General features: G+C 62.4%; 21 protein-coding genes. 10 read left to right on the top strand and 11 right to left on the bottom strand.

The genetic code is table 11. The features are described 5' to 3' along the window. Window positions 1–64 precede the first annotated feature (64 nt). The 9 genes from CMN27_RS15950 to CMN27_RS15910 form a co-directional block, all read right to left on the bottom strand. Entirely contained in the window at window positions 65–772 is a 708-nt protein-coding gene (locus CMN27_RS15950; RefSeq protein WP_293628022.1) for an ABC transporter ATP-binding protein, read from the bottom strand. Beyond that, the gene (locus CMN27_RS15945) at window positions 759–1,523 is read right to left on the bottom strand and encodes an ABC transporter ATP-binding protein (protein WP_293628020.1); all 765 of its coding nucleotides are present in this window, start codon (window positions 1,521–1,523) and stop codon (window positions 759–761) included. Before CMN27_RS15945 ends, CMN27_RS15950 begins: the two co-directional genes overlap by 14 nt. Further along, on the bottom strand, window positions 1,516–2,559 hold the full coding sequence (locus CMN27_RS15940; RefSeq protein WP_293628018.1) for a branched-chain amino acid ABC transporter permease: 1,044 nt from the start codon (window positions 2,557–2,559) through the stop codon (window positions 1,516–1,518). The genes CMN27_RS15945 and CMN27_RS15940 overlap by 8 nt, the downstream gene beginning before the upstream one ends. Next, window positions 2,559–3,422: a branched-chain amino acid ABC transporter permease gene (locus tag CMN27_RS15935; RefSeq protein WP_293628016.1), complete on the bottom strand. Its 864-nt coding sequence runs from the start codon at window positions 3,420–3,422 to the stop codon at window positions 2,559–2,561. The genes CMN27_RS15940 and CMN27_RS15935 overlap by 1 nt, the downstream gene beginning before the upstream one ends. A 680-nt stretch (window positions 3,423–4,102) precedes the next feature. Continuing rightward, window positions 4,103–4,798 carry an ABC transporter ATP-binding protein gene (locus CMN27_RS15930; protein WP_366515477.1) on the bottom strand — a complete coding sequence of 232 codons (696 nt, stop codon included), beginning with the start codon at window positions 4,796–4,798 and terminating at the stop codon, window positions 4,103–4,105. A gap of 14 nt (window positions 4,799–4,812) precedes the next feature. Further along, window positions 4,813–5,559, bottom strand: a complete 747-nt coding sequence (locus tag CMN27_RS15925; RefSeq protein ID WP_293628012.1) for an ABC transporter ATP-binding protein — start codon at window positions 5,557–5,559, stop codon at window positions 4,813–4,815. Beyond that, complete coding sequence (locus CMN27_RS15920) at window positions 5,556–6,836, bottom strand: branched-chain amino acid ABC transporter permease (protein WP_293628010.1); 1,281 nt, start codon at window positions 6,834–6,836, stop codon at window positions 5,556–5,558. Before CMN27_RS15920 ends, CMN27_RS15925 begins: the two co-directional genes overlap by 4 nt. Further along, the gene (locus tag CMN27_RS15915; protein ID WP_293628008.1) at window positions 6,833–7,783 is read right to left on the bottom strand and encodes a branched-chain amino acid ABC transporter permease; all 951 of its coding nucleotides are present in this window, start codon (window positions 7,781–7,783) and stop codon (window positions 6,833–6,835) included. Before CMN27_RS15915 ends, CMN27_RS15920 begins: the two co-directional genes overlap by 4 nt. Window positions 7,784–7,919: 136 nt before the next feature. Then, entirely contained in the window at window positions 7,920–9,188 is a 1,269-nt protein-coding gene (locus tag CMN27_RS15910; RefSeq protein ID WP_293628007.1) for a branched-chain amino acid ABC transporter substrate-binding protein, read from the bottom strand. Between the two features lie 266 nt (window positions 9,189–9,454). On the opposite strand from CMN27_RS15910, the gene CMN27_RS15905 reads away from it, so the two are divergent. The 9 genes from CMN27_RS15905 (at window position 9,455) to CMN27_RS15865 (ending at window position 20,547) form a co-directional block, all read left to right on the top strand. After that, on the top strand, window positions 9,455–10,240 hold the full coding sequence (locus CMN27_RS15905; protein ID WP_293628005.1) for an SDR family NAD(P)-dependent oxidoreductase: 786 nt from the start codon (window positions 9,455–9,457) through the stop codon (window positions 10,238–10,240). Window positions 10,241–10,439: 199 nt separating this feature from the next. Beyond that, complete coding sequence (locus CMN27_RS15900; RefSeq protein ID WP_366515476.1) at window positions 10,440–12,077, top strand: electron transfer flavoprotein-ubiquinone oxidoreductase; 1,638 nt, start codon at window positions 10,440–10,442, stop codon at window positions 12,075–12,077. A gap of 82 nt (window positions 12,078–12,159) precedes the next feature. Next, window positions 12,160–12,906, top strand: coding sequence for an electron transfer flavoprotein subunit beta/FixA family protein (locus CMN27_RS15895; RefSeq protein ID WP_293628002.1), 747 nt, complete (start codon window positions 12,160–12,162; stop codon window positions 12,904–12,906). After that, entirely contained in the window at window positions 12,903–13,853 is a 951-nt protein-coding gene (locus CMN27_RS15890; RefSeq protein WP_293628000.1) for an FAD-binding protein, read from the top strand. The genes CMN27_RS15895 and CMN27_RS15890 overlap by 4 nt, the downstream gene beginning before the upstream one ends. Before the next feature lie 103 nt (window positions 13,854–13,956). Continuing rightward, complete coding sequence (locus CMN27_RS15885) at window positions 13,957–14,415, top strand: MaoC family dehydratase (RefSeq protein ID WP_293627998.1); 459 nt, start codon at window positions 13,957–13,959, stop codon at window positions 14,413–14,415. An 18-nt stretch (window positions 14,416–14,433) separates the two neighbouring features. Beyond that, a complete protein-coding gene (locus tag CMN27_RS15880; RefSeq protein ID WP_293627996.1) occupies window positions 14,434–15,216 on the top strand; it encodes an enoyl-CoA hydratase-related protein in 783 nt (260 codons plus the stop codon). A gap of 174 nt (window positions 15,217–15,390) precedes the next feature. Continuing rightward, a complete protein-coding gene (locus CMN27_RS15875) occupies window positions 15,391–18,402 on the top strand; it encodes a type VI secretion system Vgr family protein (RefSeq protein ID WP_293627994.1) in 3,012 nt (1,003 codons plus the stop codon). A gap of 116 nt (window positions 18,403–18,518) precedes the next feature. Next, entirely contained in the window at window positions 18,519–19,583 is a 1,065-nt protein-coding gene (locus CMN27_RS15870) for a hypothetical protein (protein ID WP_293627992.1), read from the top strand. After that, complete coding sequence (locus CMN27_RS15865) at window positions 19,576–20,547, top strand: hypothetical protein (protein WP_293627990.1); 972 nt, start codon at window positions 19,576–19,578, stop codon at window positions 20,545–20,547. The genes CMN27_RS15870 and CMN27_RS15865 overlap by 8 nt, the downstream gene beginning before the upstream one ends. 371 nt (window positions 20,548–20,918) lie before the next feature. Here CMN27_RS15865 and CMN27_RS15860 read toward each other — a convergent pair whose 3' ends face one another. Then, window positions 20,919–21,320: a four-helix bundle copper-binding protein gene (locus tag CMN27_RS15860; protein ID WP_293627988.1), complete on the bottom strand. Its 402-nt coding sequence runs from the start codon at window positions 21,318–21,320 to the stop codon at window positions 20,919–20,921. Window positions 21,321–21,630: 310 nt separating this feature from the next. Continuing rightward, window positions 21,631–22,587, bottom strand: coding sequence for a nitronate monooxygenase family protein (locus CMN27_RS15855; protein WP_293627986.1), 957 nt, complete (start codon window positions 22,585–22,587; stop codon window positions 21,631–21,633). A gap of 339 nt (window positions 22,588–22,926) precedes the next feature. Here CMN27_RS15855 and CMN27_RS15850 point away from each other — a divergent pair, with 339 nt between their 5' ends. Beyond that, a complete protein-coding gene (locus tag CMN27_RS15850) occupies window positions 22,927–24,129 on the top strand; it encodes an acetyl-CoA C-acyltransferase (protein ID WP_293627984.1) in 1,203 nt (400 codons plus the stop codon). Window positions 24,130–24,164 lie beyond the last annotated feature (35 nt).

Raw genomic sequence — 24,164 nt, 5'->3', positions numbered from 1 at the left:
CTATCTCCCCTCTTTTATTCGGGTTGGTTGCTAGCACTCGTGGAATCACGAGATTTTGGAATTCCTAGGCGCCGATATAGGCCTTGCGCACCGCCTCGTTGCCGAGCATTTCTTCCCGGTCGCCCTGCATTACGAGCTTGCCGTTCTCGATCACATACGCGCGGTTGGCGATCTTGAGCGCGGCATAGGCGTTCTGCTCGGCCAGGAGCACGGTCGTGCCCTCGGCGTTAATCGACTGCACGGTCTCGAAAACCTGTTTGACCACCAGCGGCGCCAGCCCCAGCGACGGCTCGTCGAGCATCAGCAGCTTGGGGCGTCCCATCAGCGCACGCCCGACCGCGACCATCTGCTGCTGACCGCCGGACAGCGAGCCCGCGGGCTGGTCCTTCTTTTCTTCAAGAATCGGGAACATCGCCAGAATATGCTCGAGCGTGCGGTTCATGCCGGCACGATCGCGCCGGTGCACATAGCCGCCCAGACGCAGATTCTTGAGTACCGACATGCCGGGAAACAGCTTGCGTCCTTCCGGACACTGCACCACACCCGCCTGAACCAGCGCCGAGGGCTTGCGTCCGGTGACGTCCTTGCCGTCGATGGTGATACGCCCGGCCGCCGGCTTCATCAGCCCGCTGATGGTGTTGAACAGCGTGGTCTTGCCGGCACCGTTGGCGCCCAGCAATACGACCAGCTCGCCGGCGTCGATTTCCAGCGACACCCCGTCGAGGGCCTTGAAACTGTCGTATTTGGCGTCGACGCCCTCAAGCTTCAGCATCTTCTTTCCCCAGATAGGCTTCGATAACCACCGGATCGTTCTTGACCTGCTCCGGCGTGCCTTCGGAAATCTTCTCGCCGTGATCGAGCACGATGATCTTGTCGGCGATACGCATGATCATGTCCATCTTGTGTTCGATCAGACAGACCGTGATGCCGTGATCGACCATCTTGTGAATGAGATCGACCAGCCCGTCGGTTTCTTCAGGATTGACGCCGCCGGCCGGCTCGTCGAGCAGCACCAGCTCCGGATCGGTCGCCAGCGCCAGGGCGAAGGCGACGCGCTTGCGCTCCTCCTGACTGGTGTCGGCGATATAGCGATGGCCGATATGCGAAAGACCCACGAATTCAAGCGTCTCCGCAGCCTTGTCGCGGCAGCGTTTTTCGTCGGTCTTGAGCCGTTTGGAATTGACGATCACGTCCCACAGGCGGGACTCGGTGCGCAGCCGATGACCGACGATGAGGTTGTCGAGCACGGTCGACTCCTCGAACAGCATCGTGGTCTGGAACGTGCGCGCCACGCCCAGCCGAGCGATCGAGTCCGGCGACTTGCCGGCCAGATCCTGGCCCTTGTACTCGATCACGCCTTCGGTGGGCGGCATCGCGCCCGCGATGAGATTGAAGAACGTGGTCTTGCCGGCGCCGTTGGGCCCGATGATGGCGTTGATCTGATTGGCGCCGAATTCGACGCTCACATCGTTGACCGCCGCCAGACCGCCGAAGCGCTTGGTGAGATTGCGGATATTAAGCATTGTTGCGCGCCTCCGTAGCGTCGGCACTGTTCGAGTCGGTCGTATCCACGCGGGACTCGCGCGTCTTGCGCGGCGCCTGACGCGCCATGCGCCGACCGCGCCAGGTCAGGAACGAGCCGACGATGCCGCGCGGGAAGAAGATCACGAGCAGCACCAGCATCGGGCCGAACACGATCATTCGGTATTCCTCCAGCGACTGCACGGCCTGGGTCAGCCAGGTGATCACCAAGGTGCCCAGCAGCGGCCCCATGAGCGTGCCGATACCGCCGACCAGCAGGTAGGCGATCATGTCGAAGGTATGAATGAAGTTGGCCTCTTCCGGCCCGATGAAGCGCACCACGCCGGCATACAGACCGCCAGCCGCCGCGGCATAAACGGTGGAGATGACGAAGGCCAGAACCTTGTTGCGCATCAGATTGATGCCCAGCGACTGGGCCAGATCGTCACTGATACGAATAGCGCGGAAGGTGCGGCCGAGCAGGGATTCGGAAATCCGTCGGGTCAGCCAGATCGCCAGCGCCAGGAAAGCCAGCACCAGATAGTAGAAGGGGATCGTCTGGGTGAAATCAACCAGGCCGAAGCCTTCCGGCGGCGCAATGTTGATGATGCCCAGCGAACCGTGGGTCAGCGCCTCCCATTTGTCGATCATCAGATAGATGATGTAGCCGACGCACAGGGTGAAGATCGCGAAGTAATGTTCCTTCAGCCGTAGCGACACGATACCCACCACGAAACCGAATACCGCACCGAACAGCCCGGCCGCGGCAAACGCCGGCCAGAACGGCCAGCCGTGATCGACGGTGAGGATGGCCACCACGTAGGCGCCAATCGCGAAGAAACCGCCATGGGCCAGATTCAGCTGGCCACAGTAGCCGGTGATGATGTTCATGCCGTAGACGGCGATCGCCCAGATGAAGGCCAGCGCCATCACATAGATGTGGTACTCGTTATCGGTGACCAGCGGAAAGACGACCGCCAGGGCCAGCAGCAGCCAGCGCATGGTCGAGCCGAGCAGAAAATCGATTGCGCGGTTCATTAGCGCACCCCCTTGGTGAACAGGCCGGTCGGCTTGATCGACAGGATCACGACCAGAAGCACGAAGGCGATGACGTCCTTGTAGGTGCTCGACAGATAGAAGCCGCCGAGCGCTTCGGAAAAGCCGATGATCAGGCCGCCGATGATCGCGCCCGGGATACTGCCCATGCCGCCGAGGATGATGATCACGAAGGCCTTGAGCAGCACCAGATGCCCCATGGCCGGATAGACCAGGTTGATCGGCGCGAACAGCCCGGCAGCGACCGCGGCCAGCGCGCCGGCGATGGCGAAGGTCATCATCGCGACGCGGTTGGCATCGATACCGACCAGGAAGGCGCCTTCACGGTTCTGGGCCATGGCGACGATGGTCGCGCCGGTCATGGTCTTTTTCAGATAAAGGTGCAGGGCGCCCATCAGCGAAAACGCACCGACGATGATCAGCAGCCGCTGCGCCGGCAGGGTCAGGCCGCCGATATCCAGAATCTGGTTATAAGGCGATGCAATACGCCGGAAGTCCGCACCCCAGTACATCTGCACCACGGCTTCGAGAAACAGCAGGATGCCGATCGCCGCGATCTTGTCGTGGATGGGCGGCGCATGGCGCAGCGGATGAAAGACCAGCCGTTCGCAGATCACCGACAAGGCGGCCACGACCACCGCCGCCGCGGCGATCGCGACCCAGTAGTTCAGGCCCAGATCGGACATGGTGAAATAACAGACGTAGGCGCCAACCATGTAGAGCGCGCCGTGGGCGAAGTTGGGCACGTGCAGAATGCCGTAAACCAGCGTCAGCCCCAGGGCGACGAGCCCATAGATGCTGCCGAGCGTCAGGCCGTTTAGCACCTGCTGAAGGAACAAATCCAAGACGGTCTCCCCCTATTGAGCGAACCAAGGTGTCAGACCGTGTACGGGCAACGCACCGTCCACGGAAGATGGAATCAGACCGGCGCTATGCACGACGGCCCAACCGAATCAGCAGCAACGAAAGGAGGGAGTACAGCGCAGCCGGCACCTGCCAGGACACGAAGTCCGGCCGGGCCAAGCCATGCGCTAGTAGCCGACACAGGGGCGTCGGCGACCGCGTATCGATCCGACGATCGCTCATGCGGTGATCTCCTCCGATTGTATGCGCCGTGCTCCGGTAGCGTTTTTGTGTGCGATCTGCGTCGCGTGCCCCGGCGGCATTTTTCTTTTCTATGGTTCAAAGCTGCCACGCTCGCGAACCGCCGTCAACAGCCTAGTGAAACCCCGTTTCATTTGACTAATACAGCAATCCGACACGGCCAACCGTCTGAAAATGGCGGCAAAACCGCAAACGCTTTGCGGGCGGGGTATTGACGATCGAACGTTCGTCCGACGGGCTTTCGCGCCGCCTCAACGGGCCGGACGAAAGCACGAGGATTACGTCGAACGCCGGGCCCGGCCGGGCCTCGTTCGAGCCGATACCGCGCAATCGGCGCGCGATCCGCTATGGGCGACCCCCCGCGGCCAAGTTGCATCTGCGACGAATGACGCGCCGCAGAACATGCATCGCGGCGAACGCATCAGACCTCCAGCCACTCGCGCCGCACGCCCTCGTCGGCCTCCAGATCGCCCGGCGTGCCTTCAAACACGATCCGCCCATGCCCCATCACATAAACCCGATGCGACACGCGCATGGCGATACTCAGGCGTTGTTCGACAAGCAGCACGGAAATGCCCTTGTCGGCGATCGCGAGTAGAAAGTCGCCCACTTGGGAAACGATCTGAGGCGCCAGCCCCTCGGTGGGTTCATCGATCATGATCAGCTTGGGGTCGCCCATCAGGGTGCGGCACATCGTCAGCATCTGCTGTTCGCCGCCGGAGAGCAGATCGGCCTTCACGTCGGCCCGCTCGGACAGGCGCGGGAACAGTTCGTAGGCGTCCTTTAGCGACCAGCCGGTCTTCGCCCCCACCTTCTTGACCCCCATTTCGAGGTTTTCGCGGGTGGTGAGTCCCGTAAAGATCAGCCGATCCTCCGGCACGTAGCCGATGCCACGGCGCGCGACCTGATGCGACTTGAGCCCGGCCACCGACTCACCGTCGAACTCGATGCGGCCGTGCGGCGCAACCAGGCCCATGATCGCCTTGCAGGTGGTCGAACGCCCCACCCCGTTCCGCCCGAGCAGGCTTACGATCTCGCCGCGGCCGACGTTGAAATCCACCCCCTGCAGGACGTGGCTCTTGCCGTAATAGGCATGCAGATCCTTGACTTCCAGCATATTCGCGCTCATTGCTAATGCGCCTCGCCCAGATAGGCTTCCTGTACCGCCGCGTTGGCCCGGATGGCTTCCGGCGTATCGCTGGCGATGACCTGGCCGTAGACCAGCACGCTGATGCGATCGGCCAGTTCGAATACCACGCCCATATCGTGCTCCACCATGAGCAGCGTCTTGCCCTGGGTGACTTCGCTGATCATCGCCATCGTGTGGTCGCGCTCGGCCAGGCCCATGCCCGCCGTGGGTTCGTCCAGCAGAATCACGTCCGCGCCTCCGGCGATGGTGGTCCCGATTTCCAGGGTGCGCTGCTCGGCATAGGTCAGCAGCGAGGCCGGCACATCGCGACGCGCCGAAAGCCCCAGTCGTTCCAGCCACTGTTCGGCGGCCTCGTTGAGGGCGGCCTGACGGCCGACCAGATGCCAGAACGAGTATTTATAGCCCTGGGCCCAGAGCAGCGAGCAGCGCAGGTTCTCGAACACCGTCATGTTCTGGAACAGGTTGGTGATCTGAAAACTCCGACTCAGCCCGCGCCGATTGATCTGGTGCGGCGCCAGCCCGCTGATACGCTTGCCGTGCAGGCTGATCTCGCCTTCGCTCGGGGTATAGCGGCCGCTGATCAGGTTGAACAAGGTGGACTTGCCGGCCCCGTTGGGCCCGATGATGGCATGCCGCTCGCCCGGGGCCACCGCCAGATCCACGCCGCGAATGATCGGCGTTTCGCCAAAGCGCTTGTGCACGTTCGCCAGTGTGAGTGCATCGCTCATGTCTTTGCTCCCGGTGCCTGCATGGATCGGTTCACCTCGGCCCAGCGGGCACGCACCACGCGCGCGGCCCCGAGCACACCGCCGATGCCCGCTGCCAGCACGAGCAGCGCGACCAGCCAGGACACGACGCTCGTGGCGTTGATCTGCATATAGAACAGCTCGATCGGGCTGGACGGGTCGTAGGCCAGCGATAGCTGATAGCCCATCTCCACCACCGCCACGAGCCCGGCGATCGCCAGCAGCGCGGGTATCAGGGCCAGCAGATAGCCCGGCAACAGCCGCCGGAACAGGCCGGCCCGCCACGGCGCAGCGTGTGCATAGATCACACCGGCGATACCGCCCGGCGCATACATCACCATGAACACGAACATCAGGCCGAAATACAGGATCCAGCCTTCCGAAAAACCACTCAGCGCGGTATGCATGTAGGTCACCAGCACCGCGCCGATAATCGGCCCGAAGAACAGGCCCACGCCGCCGATGAAGGTCATCAACAGCACCGCGCCGGACTGCACCAGCCCCACGTTGGGCGCGGTCATGATCTCGAACATGATCGCGAACAGACCGCCCGCGATACCGGCAAAGAAGCCCGACAGCGAGAACTGAATAAAGCGCGCGATGGTGGTGTTGTAGCCCACGAACTGGGCACGCTCGGGATTGTCGCGAACCGCGTTGGAAATACGCCCGAGCGGTGTCTTGGTGAGCAGATACATGGCCACCGCGGCAATCACGGTCCATGCACCGATCAGGTAATAAACCTGGATCGACGGCCCGTAGCTGAAGCCGAACAGCGTCACATCGGTCACACGGTTGCCGGATATGCCGCTTTCACCGCCGAAGAAGTCGGTGAACATGTTGGCGCTGGATTCCACCATGGAGCCGATGCCGAGCGTGATCATGGCGAAAGTCACCCCGGCCCGACGGGTCGAGATCGAGCCAAAGAGAATGCCGAAGGCCAGCCCGCCCGCGCCGCCGATCAGCGGCATCAGCTCCAGCGGAAACTGCCAGACCTCGTCATTGACCGCCCGGATCGCATGCAGGGTAAAGAAGCCCCCCAGGCCGAAATACACCGCATGGCCGAAGGAGAGCATGCCCGCCTGACCGAGCAGCATGTTGTAGGACAGCGCGAAGATGATGAACACGCCCATCTGGCTCATCATCGAAATCGAGCTGCTTGAGGTGAAAATATAGGGCAGTACGACGATCACCAGCGCAAACAGCGCCCAGACGCCGATATGCCATAAAAGTGCCGTACGCGAAGATTGGGAATGACTCATGATTCGCGCGCTCCCATCAGCCCACGCGGGCGAAAGATCAGAATCAGCACCATCATCAGATAGGGCAGCATCTGACCGATACGCGACAGATCGATATGGGCCAGCCCGCCGGCAATGTTTTCACCGTCGAGCCCCAGCCCAACGGCAGCCAGCAGATCGGCAACGGAATAATTCAGGCTCACGGCAAAGGTCGTGACCAGGCCGATGATCAACGAGGCGGCAAGCGCGCCGCCGAGCGAACCCAGCCCGCCGAACACCACCACCACGAACACGATCGGGCCCATGGAAAACGCCATGCCCGGCTCGGTGATGTAGTAGTTGCCGGCCATCACCCCCGCCAGCCCGGCCAGACCGGTGCCAAAGGCGAATACCAGCGTGAAGATACGCGGCACGTCGTGGCCGAGTGCGCCGACCATTTCCGGGTGCGACAGCGCCGCACGAATGATCATGCCCACGCGTGTGCGCACCAGCAGCAGGTAGATCGCCACGAACATGGCAACGGCCACGAACAGAATGAACGCGCGATAGGCCGGAAAGCTGGTGCCGAACAGGGTGAAAAGCGTGAAGTCCAGCGACGGCGGAATGGCGTAGTTGACCGGGATCTGGCCCCAGATCAGCACCACCAGCTCGTCGATGACATAGACCAGACCGAAGGTCAGCAGCAGCTCGGCCACGTGTCCGTGCTTATGCACGTTGCGCAGCCCGAAGCGCTCGGTCAGCGCGCCGAGAAATCCCACGAACAGGGGCGCGAGAATCAACGCCACCCAGAAATTGGTGTACGAACTGATGGTGTAGGCGCAGTAGGCGCCCAGCATGTAGAAACTGGCGTGGGCGAAATTGAGCACGCCCATCATGCCGAAGATCAGCGTCAGGCCGCTGGCCAGCATGAACAAAAGCATGCCGTAGAGCAGGCCGTTCAAGACCGAAAAAACAATGGATTCGAGCATCACCGGGCACCCCGAGACGGCGAAATGACAGAGCGTCGGGCGTACGCGGCACCCGGCGCATGCGCCGGGGCCCCGTCACCGTCATGCCGACCGGCTGCGAACCAGCCGGCCGGGGATCAAGCGTGATCGCTGACGATCAGCTCGACGGACGCTTCATTTCGCAAACGCTGTCGACCGCGGTGCTGGCGGCATCGAGCTTGGCGTTCATCACCCAACCCAGGCCGGAGCCTTCGGAGTCGTACTTCGGATAGTCTTCCGAGAAGGTAGAGATGAACAGCGGCTGCAGCAGCTGGTGATCCTGCTCACGCATGGTCACCGTGCCGAACGGCGTTTCCATGGTCATGCCTTCCAGGGCCCGCGCCACGGCCAGCGGATCGGTACTGCCCGCCTTTTCCATGGCCTGCTGGAGCATGTCCATCTGGGTCTTGATACGCAGGTAGTAGAACTCGATCCCTTCGTAGCGCTGCTCGAACTCCTCGAGAATTTCACGCAGCTCCGGTGCTTCGTATTCCTCGACCAGGTTCTCCTGCCATTCGGTGAGCATCTTGACGTGTTCCGCACCCGCCTTGCCCAGCGCCGTGGGCGTGCCCAGGCCGCCGGCATAGTAGGTGTACCAGTCCACGTCCAGACCGCCCTGGGCGCCGGCCTTGACCAGCAGCGACAGATCGTTGCCCCAGTTGCCGCTGATCACCGTGTCCGCGCCGGAGGACTGAATCTGGGAGATATAGGGCGAGAAGTCCTTCACCTTGCCCACCGGATGCAGCACGTCGCCGACGATTTCGATATCCGGACGTTTCTCCTTGAGCATTTCCTTGGCGATACGCGAGATCGCCTGCCCATGGGAGTAGTCCATGTTGATCAGAAACACCTTCTTGATGTCGTCCTGCTCGGCCATGTAATCGGTAATGGCCTGCAGCTTCATGGCGCTGTTGGCATCGAAACGAAAATGCCAGAACGAGCATTTCTCACCGGTCAGGGCCGGGTCCACGGCCGCATAGTTGAGAAAGACCATGCGATTATCGGGATTGCGGCGGTTGTGTTTCTCCACGCCGTCGACCAGCGCCCCGCCTACATGCGAGCCATTACCCTGGGTGATGTACTGCACGCCTTCGTCGGCGGCCTCGCGCAGAATCTGCAGCGATTCCTGGGCGCTGGACTTGTTGTCGTAGCCGATGATCTCGACATCCTTGCCGAGAATGCCGCCGTCCGCATTGATGCGCTCGGCCAGATACTTGAAGTGCTTGAGACCGGCATCGCCCACGTTGGCGAAGGGCCCCGAAAGCGGGTCGATATAGCCGATCTTGATGGTGTCGTCGGCCGCGCTGCCAAGCGTTGGCACGGCCAGCGCCGCTGCCACCCCAACTGCCGCCACGGCCCGTCGCACGAGCCCCTTGTAGTGCTTCATTGCGTCTCCTCCGGTTTGTTTTAGCGTGGCTTTTGCCACTTGTTATCGATGCCTCGCACATCGTGCAATCGAAACTAGCACCGTCTGATTCGCGGCGCCAAAAATACGTGCTGCATACCGCTATCGGCGGTACAGTTCGAGCCACGGGAATGCGTGAACGATCGTTCATGTTTTGATGAAACAGAGTTTCATCCACGTTGACGCCCCCCGGCCCTTGTGTAGAATTCGACGCGCGATCAAAGGAGATAAAAATGACAGCGGCCGCGATGAAACGATTCGAAAACCGCACGGTGATCGTCACCGGTGCGGCCAGCGGCATCGGCCGCGCCAGCGCCCTTCGCTTTGCCGAGGAAGGCGCACGCGTGGTGCTCGTAGACCGCGAAGAAGCCGCGCTTCAGGCGGTTCTCGACATGCTGCCCGGTAGCGGCCACGAAATCTCGGCGCTGGACGTGCGCGATGAAGCCGCCGTCACCGCCCTGGCCGATCGTATTGCCGCCGAACACGGCGCGATTCACGTGCTTTGCAACAACGCCGGCATTGCCGGCGGCGACTATGCGCCGGTCACCGATAACGATCTGGACACATGGCGCGACGTGGTCGACGTGAACCTGTTCGGCACCATGCATTTCACCCGAGCGGTCGCACGCCACATGCGCGATGCCGGCGCGGGTGCGATCGTGAACACGGCCTCGGTTGCCGGCGTGCGCTCTGGCGCGGGCGGCAATGCCTATAGCGCATCCAAGGCCGCGGTGATCAACCTCACCCAGACCAGTGCCTGCGACCTGGGCCAGTACAATGTACGGGTGAACGCGGTCTGCCCGGGGCTGGTCAAAACGGGCATGACGAAGTCTGTTTTCGACTATGCCGAAGCGAACGACAAGACTCACAAGCTTGGCGCGCGCTGCGAACTGCGTCGCTACGGCCGGCCGGAAGAGCTGGCCGCGGCGATCACGTTTCTCGCCAGCGACGACGCCAGCTTCATTACCGGCCAGGCCTTGCCGGTCGATGGTGGCAACACCGCCTCGCTGAACATGCCGGGCATGAAGGTCTGATCATGACGATCCGTAACGTCGCATCGCCTGCAGTCGGCGCCACCGCGGTGGCTCCATACGGGATGGCGACGCGTAATTATCGGTGCCATCATGGCGCCCTTCGCTTGTCGCAGAGCGCCAGTGACCGTTTCCACCGACGGCGCGCGCTCCCCAGTGGTGTGACGAGCCAGCAAAGAGCAAAAACGATATGAGTGAAGAAATCGAACGCGACGTGATGGAGTACGACGTACTCATCGTCGGCGCCGGCCCGGCCGGCCTGTCGGCCGCCTGCCGTCTCAAGCAGAAGAGCCCGGAACTGGAAGTCTGCATTGTCGAAAAGGGGTCCGAAGTCGGCGCCCATTTGCTGTCCGGTGCGGTCTTCGAGCCGCGCGCGCTCGACGAGCTCTTCCCCGACTGGAAGGAAAAAGGCGCGCCGTTGAACGTGCCGGTCTCGCGTGACGAAATCTATTTCTTCACCAGCGAAAGCAAGGCTACGAAGATGCCCAATGCCTTCGTGCCGGCGCCGATGCACAACGAAGGCAACTACGTCATTTCACTCGGCCAACTCGGCCGCTGGCTCGGCGAACAGGCCGAAGCCCTGGGTGTGGAAATCTACCCCGGCTTTGCCGCCCAGAGCCCGATCATCGAAGACGGCGTGGTCAAGGGCATCATCACCGGCGAGATGGGCGTGGGCAAGAACGGCGAGCCCAAGGACAGCCATGTCCCCGGCATGGAACTGCGCGCCAAGTACACCTTCTTCAGCGAGGGCTGTCGCGGTCATATCGGCAAGCAGCTCATTCGCGAATTCGAGCTCGACAAGGACGTCGACCCGCAGCACTACGGCATCGGCCTCAAGGAAATCTGGGAAATCGACCCGGAAAAACACGAGCCGGGCCTGGTCATTCACGGCGCGGGCTGGCCGATCCATCTGTCGGGCAGCGGCGGCTCCTTCCTGTATCACCTGGAAGACAACCGCGTGGCCGTCGGCCTGATCGTCGACCTGAACTACGAAAACCCCTATCTGTCGCCGTTCAAGGAATTCCAGCGCTTCAAGCACCACCCGAAGATCGCCCAGTATCTGGAAGGCGGCAAGCGTGTGTCCTACGGCTCGCGCGCCATCACCAAGGGCGGCCTGAACTCGCTGCCGAAGATGACCCTGCCGGGTGCGGTGCTGATCGGCTGCGATGCCGGCACGCTGAACTTCGCCAAGATCAAGGGCAATCACACGGCCATGAAGTCCGGCATGATGGCAGCCGAAGCCGCGGCCGACGCACTGGCCAATGGCGGCGAGGGTCACGACGAACTCACCGCCTACACCGACGCCTTCAAGAAGAGCTGGGTTTACGAAGAACTCTATGCCAGCCGCAACTTTGGTGCCTCGCTGCACAAGTTCGGCACCTTCAAGGGCGGCGCGCTCAACTATATCGAGCAGAACTGGTTCAAGGGCAAGGCGCCGTGGAACTTCCACGACACCACGCCGGACTATGCGGCGACCAAGCCGGCCGATCAGTGCACGGAGATCGAGTATCCCAAGCCCGACGGCAAGCTGTCGTTCGACATCCTGTCTTCGGTGCATCTGTCGAATACCGGTCACGAGGAAGACCAGCCCTGTCACCTCAAGCTGACCGATCCGTCGATCCCGATCGAGCATAACCTGCCCAAATACGCAGAACCTGCCCAGCGTTATTGCCCGGCAGGCGTGTACGAAGTGGTCGACGGCGAAGACGGCAAGCCGCGCTTCCAGATCAACTTCGCCAACTGCGTGCACTGCAAGACCTGCGATATCAAGGATCCGTCCCAGAACATCACCTGGGTGCCGCCGGAAGGCGGCGGCGGGCCGAAGTACTCGGCGATGTAGGCACGGGCGCTGCGGTTTGTTCGTCGAACTGCGCCGTGGCGACCGGGTGTTTTTAAAGACATAGCGACAAGAGAACCGACACATGAAAGTACTGGTGAGCGTCAAGCGCGCGATCGACTACAACGTGCGCATTCAGATCAAGCCGGACGGCTCCGGCGTCGTCGAGAACGGCGTCAAGCACAGCATGAACCCGTTCGACGAAATCGCCGTCGAACAGGCCATGCGCTGGAAGGAAGCCGGCAGCGCGGATGAAGTCGTGGCCGTGACCATCGGCCCGGAAGCCGCCAAGGAACAGCTGCGCAGTGCGCTGGCCTTCGGCTGCGACCGCGCGATCCACGTCAAGACCGACGAGCCGGTACAGCCGCTGACCGCTGCCCGTGTGTTCGAAGCGCTGGCCAAGAAGGAAGAGCCCAAGGTCTTTCTGATGGGCAAGCAGGCGATCGATGACGATTCCAACCAGACCGGCCAGATGACCGCCGCCCTCCTGGAATGGCCGCAGGCGACCTTCGCCTCGGAAATCGAACTCGACGGCGAAACCGCGAAGGTCACCCGTGAAATCGACGCCGGCCTGGAAACGCTGGATATCGACCTGCCCGGCGTGATCACCGCCGACCTGCGCCTGAACGAGCCGCGCTATCTCAAGCTGCCGGACATCATGAAGGCGAAGAAGAAACCGATCGAAGACACCAGCCTCGACGACCTCGGCGTGGAACGCGCCGCTATGCTCGAAACCGTCAAGACCGTGGCCCCGCCCGAGCGTGGCGGCGGCATCAAGGTTGAATCGGTCGACGAACTGGTGAGCAAACTCAAGGAAAAGGGCCTGCTATGAGCAACAAGATTCTGATCATCGCCGACTACCTCAACGGCGAACTCAACCAGTCCACGGCGCGTGCGGTCACCTGCGCCCAGCAGATGAGCCCGACCGCGATCGACGTGCTCGTGCTCTGCGACGACGGCGCCAATATCGCTGCCTCCGCGGCCAAGCTCGACGGCGTGAACAAGGTGCTGCAGGCCGACAACGACGCCAACAAGCATCCGACCGCTGCGGCCCTGGCGCCGCAGATCGCGGCCGCCGCACAAAGCGGCGAGTACAGCCATGTGCTCGGCCCGAACACCACCTTCGGCAAGGATCTGATGCCGCGCGTGGCCGCCAAGCTGGGTGTCGCCATGATCACGGACATCATGGCCGTGCATTCCGCGCATGAGTTCGATCGCCCGATCTATGCCGGCAACGCGATCATCACGGTCAAGGCGCCGGAAGATCAGGTTCTGGTCGCCTCGGTACGCTGTGCCTCCTACCCGGCCGCGGCCGAAGGCGGCAATGCCGAGATCGAAACCCTGAGCCTGGACGCCGAAATCCCGTCGCATACCCGCTTCGTGAACCTCGAGCAGGCCAAGAGCGATCGTCCCGATCTGCAGACCGCGCCCAAGGTCATCTCCGGCGGTCGCGGTGTCGGCAGCGAAGAGAACTTCAAGATCGTCTACGACTTCGCCGACAAGATCGGCGCGGCCGTGGGTGCCTCGCGTGCTGCGGTCGATGCGGGCTTCGTACCCAACGACATGCAGGTAGGCCAGACCGGCAAGATCATCTCGCCCGAGCTGTACATGTGCTTCGGCATTTCCGGTGCCATCCAGCATCTGGCCGGCATCAAGGACGCGGGCACGATCGTGGCCATCAACAAGGATGAAGAAGCGCCGATCTTCGAAGTGGCCGATATCGGCCTCGTCGGCGATCTGTTCGAAATCATCCCGGAACTCGACAAAGCCGTCAGCTAACCCAAGCGTTCGCTATGGCCAGTCGACCGGTATCCGCGGCGCTCGCATTCGAGCGTCGTGGGTACCGGTTTTTTATTGCGAGAGAGTGAGTGAGGAGAATGTCGTGCAGATCATAGAAAACATCGACGCCCTGCAGGCGCTGGTGGGCGAGGAAGTGGGCGTGAGCGATTGGCTGCTCATCGACCAGGCACGGATCAACCAGTTTGCCGATGCCACGGAAGACCACCAGTGGATTCATGTCGACGTCGAGCGCGCCGAGCGTGAATCCCCCTTCGGCGCGCCTATCGCCCACGGCTTTCTCACCCTGTCGCTATTGCCGCAGCTCACCAGCCAGATCCGGCGTATCGAAGGCGTGACCACCACGGTCAACTACGGTCTCGACAAGGTGCGCTTCATCGCGCCCGTACCGGTTGATTCGAAGGTGCGCGCCCGCCAGAAACTCGAAGCCGTGGAGCCGCGCGGCGACAACCGCTATATGCTCCACAACACGGTCACCATCGAAATCGAAGGCAGCGACAAGCCGGCCTGTATTGCCCAGTCGCTGTCGCTCATCATTTTCTAATCAAGAAGGGATTGCCCCATGGCCCAACCGGAACTTGATAGCGGTCATATCCGCGTCGCCCTGACCCACGGCGTGCTGCGCATGACGATCGACCGCGCCGACAAACGCAACGCCCTCACCGGCGCGATGTATGCCGATATGCAGCGCGTGGTCGACCACGTACGCACCAACGACGAAGTACGCACGCTGCTCATCGATAGTGCCGGCGATATGTTCTGTGCCGGCAACGACATCAGCGATTTCGCCAAGGCCACGCCGGAAAGCCGGGCCGAAAGCGGTGGCGGCCCTGCGATGAAGTTCATCAAGGCGCTTATCGCCCTCGACAAGCCGATCCTCATCGCCGTTCAGGGCCAGGCCACCGGCATCGGCACCACCATGCTGCTGCATGCCGACCTCGTGATCGCCAACGAAAGCGCCCGTTTCTATACCGCCTTCATCGATCTGGCCCTGGTGCCCGAAGCCGGTTCCAGCCTGCTGCTGCCGGCGTTGGTCGGCCGCCAGAACGCGGCCCGGCTGCTGCTCGCCGGCGACACGCTGGACTCCGAAGAAGCCCTTCGCATGGGCCTGATTGCCTATCGCGTGCCCGATGCCGAGCTGGGCGAGCGTGCCACCGCGATTGCCGAAAAGCTCGCCGCCAAGCCGCCCGAGGCCGTGCGCCTGAGCAAACAACTGCTGCGCCAGGGCATGGGCAGCGACGACCTGGGCGGCCAGATCGACCGCGAAATCACCCATTTCAGCGAACGCCTGTTCTCGGACGAAGTGCGCGGCATCATGAACAAATTCTTGCAGCGCAAGAAATAGGCGTCTCGTCGCCCGAGGGCCTCGAAGCCGCTTCTCCACGAAGCGGCTTTTTTATGCCTGACACCCGGTATGGCAAACTTTCCGGGTCGACGCGCGCCGATTAGCTCGCGCATGACTGGAAATTGTCATCCAATTTCGAGATGCTTGTAAAAGCCACCGTTTAACAAAAAGCCCATGTCTTTCGCCGCCCGAGACGCCCTGACCTCCGAGCTCACGGCCTTGTTCACGGCCGAAAGCCGGCTGTATCGCCTCGCCGGCAGTGCGGGCGTGTCGTCGCTCATGGTCGAACGCTGGCAGGGCTTCGAAGAACTCTCGTCGGTGCATCCCACCCAGATCGTGGCCCTGTCGCCCGATGCCCAGCTCGCCCTGCCCGACTTCATCGGCGAGCCGCTGACCCTGATCACCACCCTGGCCGATGGAAGCCGCTACTCGCGCACCGGGCTTGTACGCGATGCCGAGCTGCTCTCCGGCGACGGCGGGCTCGCCCGCTACCGGCTCACCACCGTGCCCTGGCTGTGGTATCTCACCATCGGCCGGCACAACCGCGTGTTTCAGGCCAAGACCGTCATCGAGATCGTCGAACAGGTCTTTGCCGACTACGCCGCGATCGCCGCCTGGCAGCTCGCCGACGAGGTCGGCGAGTTCCTGCACGACACCCGCCCCCGCAGCTATTGCGTCCAGTATCGCGAGTCCGATTACGACTTCGTGGCCCGGCTGCTCGCCGAAGAAGGGCTGGGCTTTCATTTCGTCACCGATGACGAAGCCCCGGCCGGGCATCGGCTCATGCTGTTCGCCGATGCCGCCCATCGCCCTGAAGACGTCACCTCGGCCAATGCCCTGGGCGGGGCCGGCATCCGGTTTCATCGCGCGGCCAGTCAGGAACCCCAGGACGCCATCCAGCAGTTCGGCGCCACCCGCCAGCTGCCCTATGCCCGGCTGTCGTCCACCAGCTTCGACTACAAGCGCAAGGCCAATGCCAGCGCCGGTCTGCCCACCGAGGCCCGCTACGGCGCCGAGGATGCGCCCATGCTCGAAGCCTACGACTATGCCGGGCCCTATGCCTGGGCCAGCGACGCCGAAGCCGAGCGCTATACCCGCCTGGCCCTGGAAGCCGCCGAAGCGCGCACCAAGACCTGGCACGGCGAGTCCAGCGTTCGCACGCTCGCCTGTGGGCATGTCTTCACCCTCACCGAATCCAATCTCGACGCGCTGTCGGCCGCCACCGGCGATGCCGACGAGCGCAAACGCCAGTTTCTGGTGCTGAGCGTAAGTCATGTCGGCATCAACAACCTGCCCAATGATCTGGCTAAACGCGTCGAGGCCCGGCTGGGCAAGATACCGGCGGCGCACGGCGAACAGGCCGATGCCGACCTGCTCGCCCAGGCGAAGCAAACAGGCTATGCCAACCGCTTTGATGCCATCCGTCGCGATGTGCCCTGGCGGCCCGTCTTGGCCGACGACACCGGCCTGCGCTTCAACCCGCGCCCGACCGCGCCGGGTGCGCAGACCGCGACCGTGGTCGGCCCCGACGGGGCCACGGCCCCGGTCGGCGCCGATGCCCTGCATACCGATGCCCTGGGGCGGATCAAGGTGCGTTTTCACTGGCAACGCGGCGATCAACCCGACGACCGCCTGACCTGCTGGATTCGTTGTACCCAGCGCGATGCCGGGGCCGGCCATGGCCAGCAGTTCATCCCGCGCATCGGCCAGGAAGTGCTGGTGCAGTTTCTCGGCGGCGATATCGATCGCCCCGTGGTCACCGGCAGTCTCTACAACGGCCAGGGCGAAGCCGGCACGCCGGCCACGCCCGGCGGCACGCAGCGTGAAAGCGATACCACGGCTTACCAACAAGCCGCAGACCATGCCCCGTCCGCCCAGGGCAATCTCGCCGGCGGCCAGGCCCCGGCCTGGCATGGCGCCGCCGCCGGGGATAACGATCATCGCAATGCCGCGGCCCTGTCCGGCACCAAGACCCAAGAGTTCGGCGGCAGCGGCCACAACCAGCTCGTGTTCGACGACACCGACGGCCAGCAGCGTATTCAGCTGGCCACCACCCAGGCCCACAGCCAGCTCAACCTCGGCCATCTGATCCATCAGGCCGACAACTTCCGTGGCAGTTTTCGCGGTACCGGCTTCGAGCTTAGAACCGATGCGTACGGCGCGGTGCGGGGTGAGCGTGGCGTATTACTCTCGACCTATGGCATCCAGGCGAATGAGCCCGCCGGCGACTTCACCGCCGGCCAAGCGCTGCTCAAACAGGCCAACCAGCTCGGCGAAAGCTATAGCCAGATCGCGACCACGCATACGACGACGGCGCTGGCGGCGCATCTGGGCGCAGCAAAAGCGAACCAGTCTTCGATCGACGAGAGCGCCAGCCCACTCGCGGCCCTACTGAAAACCGCTCAAGGGCAGGTTGATGCCGCCGACTGGCAACAGGCCACGGCCGATGCGGACAACAAAAACACAGCGTTGGCCGACACCAAACGCCCCCACCCGGCCGATCCGATCCTGGCCATCGCCGCCAAGGCCGGCCTGGGCGTCGTCGCCGGCCAGGATGTGCACTGGCATGCCGACGAAACCCTGACGGTCGCCAGCGGCACCGACAGCAACTGGGCCATCGGCGAACGGCTGCATATCCATAGCGGTCAGTCCATCGGGGTGTTGGCCGGCGTACAAGGCTCGGGCGAGGGTTTGAAACTCATCGCCGGCCACGGCGACCTGGACCTGCAGGCCCAGGCCGACCAGATGAAGGTACAGAGCAAGGACAGCCTCAAGATCGCCAGTGCCAACGCCGAAGGCGAGTTCGCGGGCAAAAAGGCCGTCAAGCTGGCCACCGCCGGTGGGGCCTCGGTCACGCTCGAAGGCGGCAAGATTACCGTGGCCTGTCCGGGCACGCTCACCGTGCATGCGGGGAACAAGGTGTTTACGGGGCCGGGCAAGATCAAAACCTCAATGGACAAATTTCCGCCCGGCGGTGGCCTATTCGGTGAAACCTTCGAGTTTGTCGACCCGCTCGGCCGATCATTGGCCGATATCCCATATACCGCCGAGGTCGACAACCAGATCCAGCGCGCGCATACCGTCGAAGACGGGCGGACGCGACGGTTTTATACGAGCGACAAACGCCCGGCCCGCGCCGACTACACCGTGCCGAAGATCCAGATCGGCGACGACCGGTTCGAATAGAGGACCCCATCATGTCCACATTGGTCGACGATCACGAAGGCGTAACCTACGAGCGTGGCCAGGCCAATGCGCGCTCGCGAACCAACACCACGGCGGACTCCGTCAAGACCTGCACGTTGGCCTGTGCCGATCTGTGGTCGATCGAACAGGTGGCCGCGATCGAAGCCCAGTCCGAAAACAACGAACTGCTACCGCAGGCTATCCGCCGTGCCAAACGCACCGCCGGCGGCTACGCCGCCCTTTTTCTATCCGACGAAGGCACCGATAAAGCCGGGCGTTTCTACTGGCCCGGGCTGGCGGCATTCGCCGCCAAGCAAGTCGTCGAAGGTATCGAGTACGCCAACGAGAATATTGATTTCTGGAGCCTGAACTTCCGCTCCAAAGCCGCGTTCGCCCGTGCAGCCGCAGCGAATACGTTCTATTATCTGCTCAAGGGCAACTTCTGGGTGTTCATCGAAGTGGTTCCGTGGATGACCTACTACAAACGCCACGGCCGCGAATCATTCGACTGTTGCGTGGACCAACGCGATGTCGCCACCTATAACCCGGAAGTCAAACGCCAGATGCACGCGTTGCCTTGGGCGCCGGGCAAGAACGTGTCGCTCGAGCGTTCGCTCCAGTCCCGCGTCGCGCCAATTGTCGGGCCATATCGTATCCATGATCACGCTGGCGCACTGGCCGAGGTGGATAACTGCCGGGCGACCGCGCCGTTGAAGGCCGGATTTGCGCAGATGAAGCGTGCCGAGAACATCGACGACCCCCTTGACGACGCGAGACTCAAAGCCCTTTATAGAAGCGCCGAATCGTTTCTGAATCATGAGCAGCGACTACGCCTACAACGCCTAGTCTACGACCATCCGGAGTTCCGGAGCGCAATCAGTACGAATGATTTCTTCCGTCGCTGGGCACCGGCAAGCCTCGGCGCGCGAACGCCGGAACTGATCTTCAACAGCGAGGCGACGCTAACGGATGACATCATCAGAAACGAGCTTGAGCCCGCCAGGCTCAAGCCCGAGGATGTGTCGGAATCCATGTCGCTCGACGATGGCTCGCTTTATAACGAGGACGAGCGGATGGCATACGTGGCTCGGATTCTCGATCGCTACCATCGACTGATGACCAAAAAGACCGATTACATGCTCGATCAGCTTCGCGCAATCGCTCGCTGGCAACATGCATAGGCATATCTCGCTAGTCATCTGTGCGCTGGCGATCGTCATCGGGGCCGGTGCTTGGATCAGATCAACCTCGTTTGCCGCATCAACAAAACAGGCTACAACTGCCATGCAGAATCCCGTATTGCGCATTCCGATTGGCGAAAAAGGCGACGATCTGAAAGCACAGAATGACCTGACGATTGACCAAGGTAGTCTTGCTGGCCTCACGTTTTACGAAGTCGGCCGAATCGCGACCGGCACCGAACCTCGCGTCGAGATCGTTAGCGGCGATCGAACGCTCTCGCTACCGCAGGCCACGAAAGTCTTCATGGATGAAGATACGGATCAAGGCTGGCCGATTGGCGACATCAGCGTGTCGATCAAGATGCCTGACTATCCCGGCAAGGACGCCAGCGACGCAGCCTATGAAGAGTACGACCGGGCGGTGTACACGCTCTATAAAGACATCGTGCAACGCATTCGGGCGGCCGGGTACGAACGGTACTATTCGCCGCGTGAGCCGCGCCTTACCGGAGCAGCCACCTACTTTTTCGAGCGCGCTTACAAGAAAGTGCCGATCTATTGGGAAGACGACGAAACACTGCTGATCCCACAAGATCCGTATTACGAGCTGACATTCGATGATTGGAAGCATTTGCGAGCTGATCCGACTTGGACCTGGTATGCCGCCGATGTTTTTATTCGATTGAACTACTCGCGTCGCTATGAAGGCGTAAACCAGGGGGATACGTTCAGCGTCGACATCAAAAATGATCGCACACTTATGATCGGTTACGATCCGCAGCAAAATAGTGACCTGGAGGCGGCGATTGAAAACTATAAAAACACAGTTCCCAAGAAATATAGACGGCGTGCGGAGTTAGAGGTTCGCGCCAGAAAGAACGGCATCCCGATAGCTTCTGATTATAAGGATCCGAAGATTCTCGGTATCGAGGTGCCGAGCTACGAGGAGTGGTCAAGCCACTGAGGGCTGAGGGGCATCCGTCACGCTTGAGGGCGGAGCACTATCCCGACTTTAGATAGCGACAGACGCTTTTCGCAGCAGCAGTAAGGCGTGGCTGATCTGGGCCAACGAACGCCATCTGTAACGTTGCCGCGCCCTGCCTAGGGCCGATTTTACCGTTACGACCTCAAGCTCGGCGGCTACTACCTTGTTTAGGACAGCCCACGGACGCATCGCCCGCAACGTTTGCTGTGATGGGCGGCACTCCGCCCGGCGCCGAGGGGTGGCGCGGGCTCATATCGCGACCCAAAAAAAAACGCGGCTCGTGCTGATCGAGCCACGCTTTCGTTGAGCGGCATGCGTTTGCCGCATGCCGAACTTAAGGCAGTCGTGCCTTAGGAGTCGATCTCGCCCAGCAGATCGTCGCAGGCTTTTACGCAGCGGTTGCAGGCTTCGGCACACAGCGCGCAGTGCTGGTTCTGGTCGCCGTGGCCTTCACAATGCGCGGCGCACTTCTGGCAGGCGTCGCGGCAGGCCTTCACCTGCGTGGCGGCCGGCGATTCGCCGAAGGCGGTCTGGCGCGACAGCACACGCGCGGTGGCGTTGCAGATGTCGGCACAGTCGAGGTCGGTTCGGATGCAGCCACGCAGGTCGGCCACATTGTCTTCGGCCAGACAGGCATCGGCACAGGCGGTGCAGTGATGCGCGCAGTCGAAGCAGGCTTCGACACAGGCGACCAGCTGTTTCTGAACCGACAGCGGGTTCGGGTGGCTCTTGAGCATGGCTTCTGCTTGCATGATTTCGCTCCTTGCGACGTCAGCGCGCTACCGCGCCCACGTTAGAATTCGTATCCACCGCCCGGCGGGGGCGGCGGCTGTTGAATACGCATGGAAACGAAACCCGTGCTGCGGGTATATCAGCAGTCTTACGGAGGGCACGGCCGCCACTGTCATGAGCGCGATACGTGATCGTGTTCGACGCGCCTGCCGGCGTCTAACGCGCGGACAAGCCGCGTCTGGCGCCCGATCAGTGCGCGATTCGGCGCCAGAGCGCGCTGATCCGCTGCGGTGCCAGCCACCCGGCCGGCACCGCGACAACCGTGCCGGCTTAAGCGAAGCGCTTGCGCGCGGCGGCGTATTCGGTCGCCAGGCGGTCGACGATTTCGCTGGCCGGCAGCACGCTGTCGATACTGCCCACGCCCTGCCCGGCGCCCCAGATGTCCTTCCAGGCTTTCTTCTTCTCGCGGTCGCTGCCGAAGGTCATCGCTTCCTTGCCCGATTCGGGCAACGCGTTCGGGTCCAGACCTGCGTTTTCGATGGAGCCGCGCAGATAGTTGCCATGCACGCCGGTGAACAGGTTGGAGTAGATCACGTCCTTGGCGGTGGATTCGGTGACCATCGCCTTGTATTCGTCCACCGCGTTCGCTTCGGCGCTGGCGATGAATCGCGTACCCATATAGGCAAAGTCCGCGCCCATGGCCTGCGCCGCGAGAATATGTTCGCCGCGGGTGATCGAGCCCGACAGAATCAACGGGCCGTCCCAGAACTGGCGGATTTCGGAGACCAGCGCAAACGGGCTGAGGGTACCGGCATGGCCGCCCGCCCCCGCACAAACCACGATCAACCCATCCACCCCGGCTTCAACCGCCTTCTCGGCATGGCGCACGCTGATCACATCGTGGAACACATGACCGCCGTAGTCGTGGGCCACTTCCACCGCGGCATGCGGGGCGCGCAGGCTGGTAATCATCAACGGCACCTTGAAGTCCGCACAGGCTTTCAGATCGTGTTCGAGACGATCGTTCGACGCATGCACGATCTGGTTCACCGCGAACGGCGCGATCTTGGCCTGCGGGTCGGCCGCACGGGCCTCGTCCAGCGTGGTGGTAATCCGCTCGAGCCAGACCGGCAGCTCCTCGGCCGGGCGCGCGTTCAGCGCCGGAAACGAGCCGACGATACCGCTCATGCACTGGGCGATCACGAGATCCGGATTGGACAGAATGAACATCGGCGAACCGATGACCGGCAGACGCATCTGCGCATTGAGTTGATCGACCAGCGACATGAAGACTCCTTTTTGTTCTCGCAACAGGGGGTGAAGGATACCGAACGATCGTTCACCGCGTGTAAGATACGCCATGGCATGAGGCCGCGATACCGTTACAAAGGGATCGCGCGCCATTCATGTGAGGCCGTCAAACGACGGCGTCGAGCTCGCTTGACGCCCTTTACGCGGCTCAACATACTGCGACACGGCTTTTTTCGAAAGGTCGTTTCGAAAAACTTATAGCGGCCTTAACTACGGCCTTCAGCCCATCGCGGCGCCCGTTTGTCCTTCGGCGACGGGCACGGGCCGATAAACGACACCTACAGGCCCTTACTGCAAGAACAATCGAGGAGTCCCATGCGACAAGCAGTCATCGTTTCAACCGCCCGCACGCCGATCGGCAAGGCCTATCGCGGCGCCTTCAACAACACCCAGGCACAGGCGCTCGGCGGCCATGCCATCGAGCATGCCCTCAAGCGCGCCAAGCTCCAGGGCGAGAACATCGACGACGTGATCATGGGTGCGGCACTCCAGCAGGGCTCCACCGGCCAGAACGTGGCTCGCCAGTGCGCGATTCGTGCCGGCCTGCCGACTTCGGTGCCGGGCATGACCATCGACCGCCAGTGCGCCTCGGGCCTGATGGGTATCGCCACCGCGGCCAAGCAGATCGTCAACGACCGTATGAACATCGTCGTCGGCGGCGGCCTCGAATCCGTGTCGCTGGTCCAGAATGAGCACCAGAACACCTTCCGTGCCCGTGACCCGTGGCTGGTCGAGCATCGTCCGGACATCTATATGTCCATGCTTGAAACCGCCGAAGTCGTAGCGGATCGCTACAACGTCTCGCGCGACGCCCAGGACGAATACGCCTACCAGTCGCAGATGCGCACCGCCGCTGCCCAGGAAGCCGGCAAGTTCGACGACGAAATCGTGCCGCTGACCACCATCAAGAAGCAGCAGGACAAGCAGACCGGCGAAATCAGCGAAGTCGAAGTCACCCTCGACAAGGACGAAGGCAACCGCCCGAGCACCACGCTGGAAGGCCTGCAGGGCCTGAACCCGGTGTTCAAGAACGGCCAGCAGATCAGCGAAGGCCGTTTCATTACCGCCGGCAACGCCTCGCAGCTGTCAGACGGCGCCTCGGCCAGCGTGCTCATGGAAGCCGCCGAAGCCGAACGCCGCGGCCTGGAACCGCTGGGTGCCTATGTCGGCATGGCGGTAGCCGGCTGCGATCCGGACGAAATGGGCATCGGCCCCATCTATGCCGTGCCGAAACTGCTGGAACGCTATGGCCTGAAGGTCGACGATATCGGCCTGTGGGAGCTCAACGAAGCCTTCGCCAGCCAGTGCCTGTATTGCCGTGACTATCTGGGCATCGACCCGGACAAATACAACGTCAACGGCGGCTCCATCGCCATCGGCCATCCCTACGGCATGTCGGGTGCACGCATGACCGGCCATGCCCTCATCGAAGGCAAGCGTCGCGGCGCCAAGTATGTGGTCGTGACCATGTGCGTGGGCGGCGGCATCGGCGCGGCCGGCCTGTTCGAAGTGTTCTAACGAACTTGAATAACGTATTGCATCAATCTAGCGTT

The organism is Salinisphaera sp., assembly GCF_002729955.1.
GTDB lineage: Bacteria > Pseudomonadota > Gammaproteobacteria > Nevskiales > Salinisphaeraceae > Salinisphaera.
Note: the sequence above shows the minus strand (reverse complement) of the source record. Positions and strands in the feature narration are given on the sequence as shown.

Bases quoted from the DNA above. Each gene is read 5' to 3' on its own strand.
- CMN27_RS15930 (WP_366515477.1), bottom strand. From the start codon at position 4,798: ATGCTGGAAGTCAAGGATCTGCATGCCTATTACGGCAAGAGCCACGTC.
- CMN27_RS15860 (WP_293627988.1), bottom strand. From the start codon at position 21,320: ATGCAAGCAGAAGCCATGCTCAAGAGCCACCCGAACCCGCTGTCGGTT.
- CMN27_RS15910 (WP_293628007.1), bottom strand. From the start codon at position 9,188: ATGAAGCACTACAAGGGGCTCGTGCGACGGGCCGTGGCGGCAGTTGGG.
- CMN27_RS15945 (WP_293628020.1), bottom strand. From the start codon at position 1,523: ATGCTTAATATCCGCAATCTCACCAAGCGCTTCGGCGGTCTGGCGGCG.
- CMN27_RS15855 (WP_293627986.1), bottom strand. From the start codon at position 22,587: ATGTCGCTGGTCGATCAACTCAATGCGCAGATGCGTCTGCCGGTCATC.
- CMN27_RS15850 (WP_293627984.1), top strand. From the start codon at position 22,927: ATGCGACAAGCAGTCATCGTTTCAACCGCCCGCACGCCGATCGGCAAG.
- CMN27_RS15890 (WP_293628000.1), top strand. From the start codon at position 12,903: ATGAGCAACAAGATTCTGATCATCGCCGACTACCTCAACGGCGAACTC.
- CMN27_RS15865 (WP_293627990.1), top strand. From the start codon at position 19,576: ATGCATAGGCATATCTCGCTAGTCATCTGTGCGCTGGCGATCGTCATC.
- CMN27_RS15920 (WP_293628010.1), bottom strand. From the start codon at position 6,836: ATGAGTCATTCCCAATCTTCGCGTACGGCACTTTTATGGCATATCGGC.
- CMN27_RS15915 (WP_293628008.1), bottom strand. From the start codon at position 7,783: ATGCTCGAATCCATTGTTTTTTCGGTCTTGAACGGCCTGCTCTACGGC.
- CMN27_RS15895 (WP_293628002.1), top strand. From the start codon at position 12,160: ATGAAAGTACTGGTGAGCGTCAAGCGCGCGATCGACTACAACGTGCGC.
- CMN27_RS15940 (WP_293628018.1), bottom strand. From the start codon at position 2,559: ATGAACCGCGCAATCGATTTTCTGCTCGGCTCGACCATGCGCTGGCTG.
- CMN27_RS15875 (WP_293627994.1), top strand. From the start codon at position 15,391: ATGTCTTTCGCCGCCCGAGACGCCCTGACCTCCGAGCTCACGGCCTTG.
- CMN27_RS15925 (WP_293628012.1), bottom strand. From the start codon at position 5,559: ATGAGCGATGCACTCACACTGGCGAACGTGCACAAGCGCTTTGGCGAA.
- CMN27_RS15880 (WP_293627996.1), top strand. From the start codon at position 14,434: ATGGCCCAACCGGAACTTGATAGCGGTCATATCCGCGTCGCCCTGACC.
- CMN27_RS15950 (WP_293628022.1), bottom strand. From the start codon at position 772: ATGCTGAAGCTTGAGGGCGTCGACGCCAAATACGACAGTTTCAAGGCC.
- CMN27_RS15905 (WP_293628005.1), top strand. From the start codon at position 9,455: ATGAAACGATTCGAAAACCGCACGGTGATCGTCACCGGTGCGGCCAGC.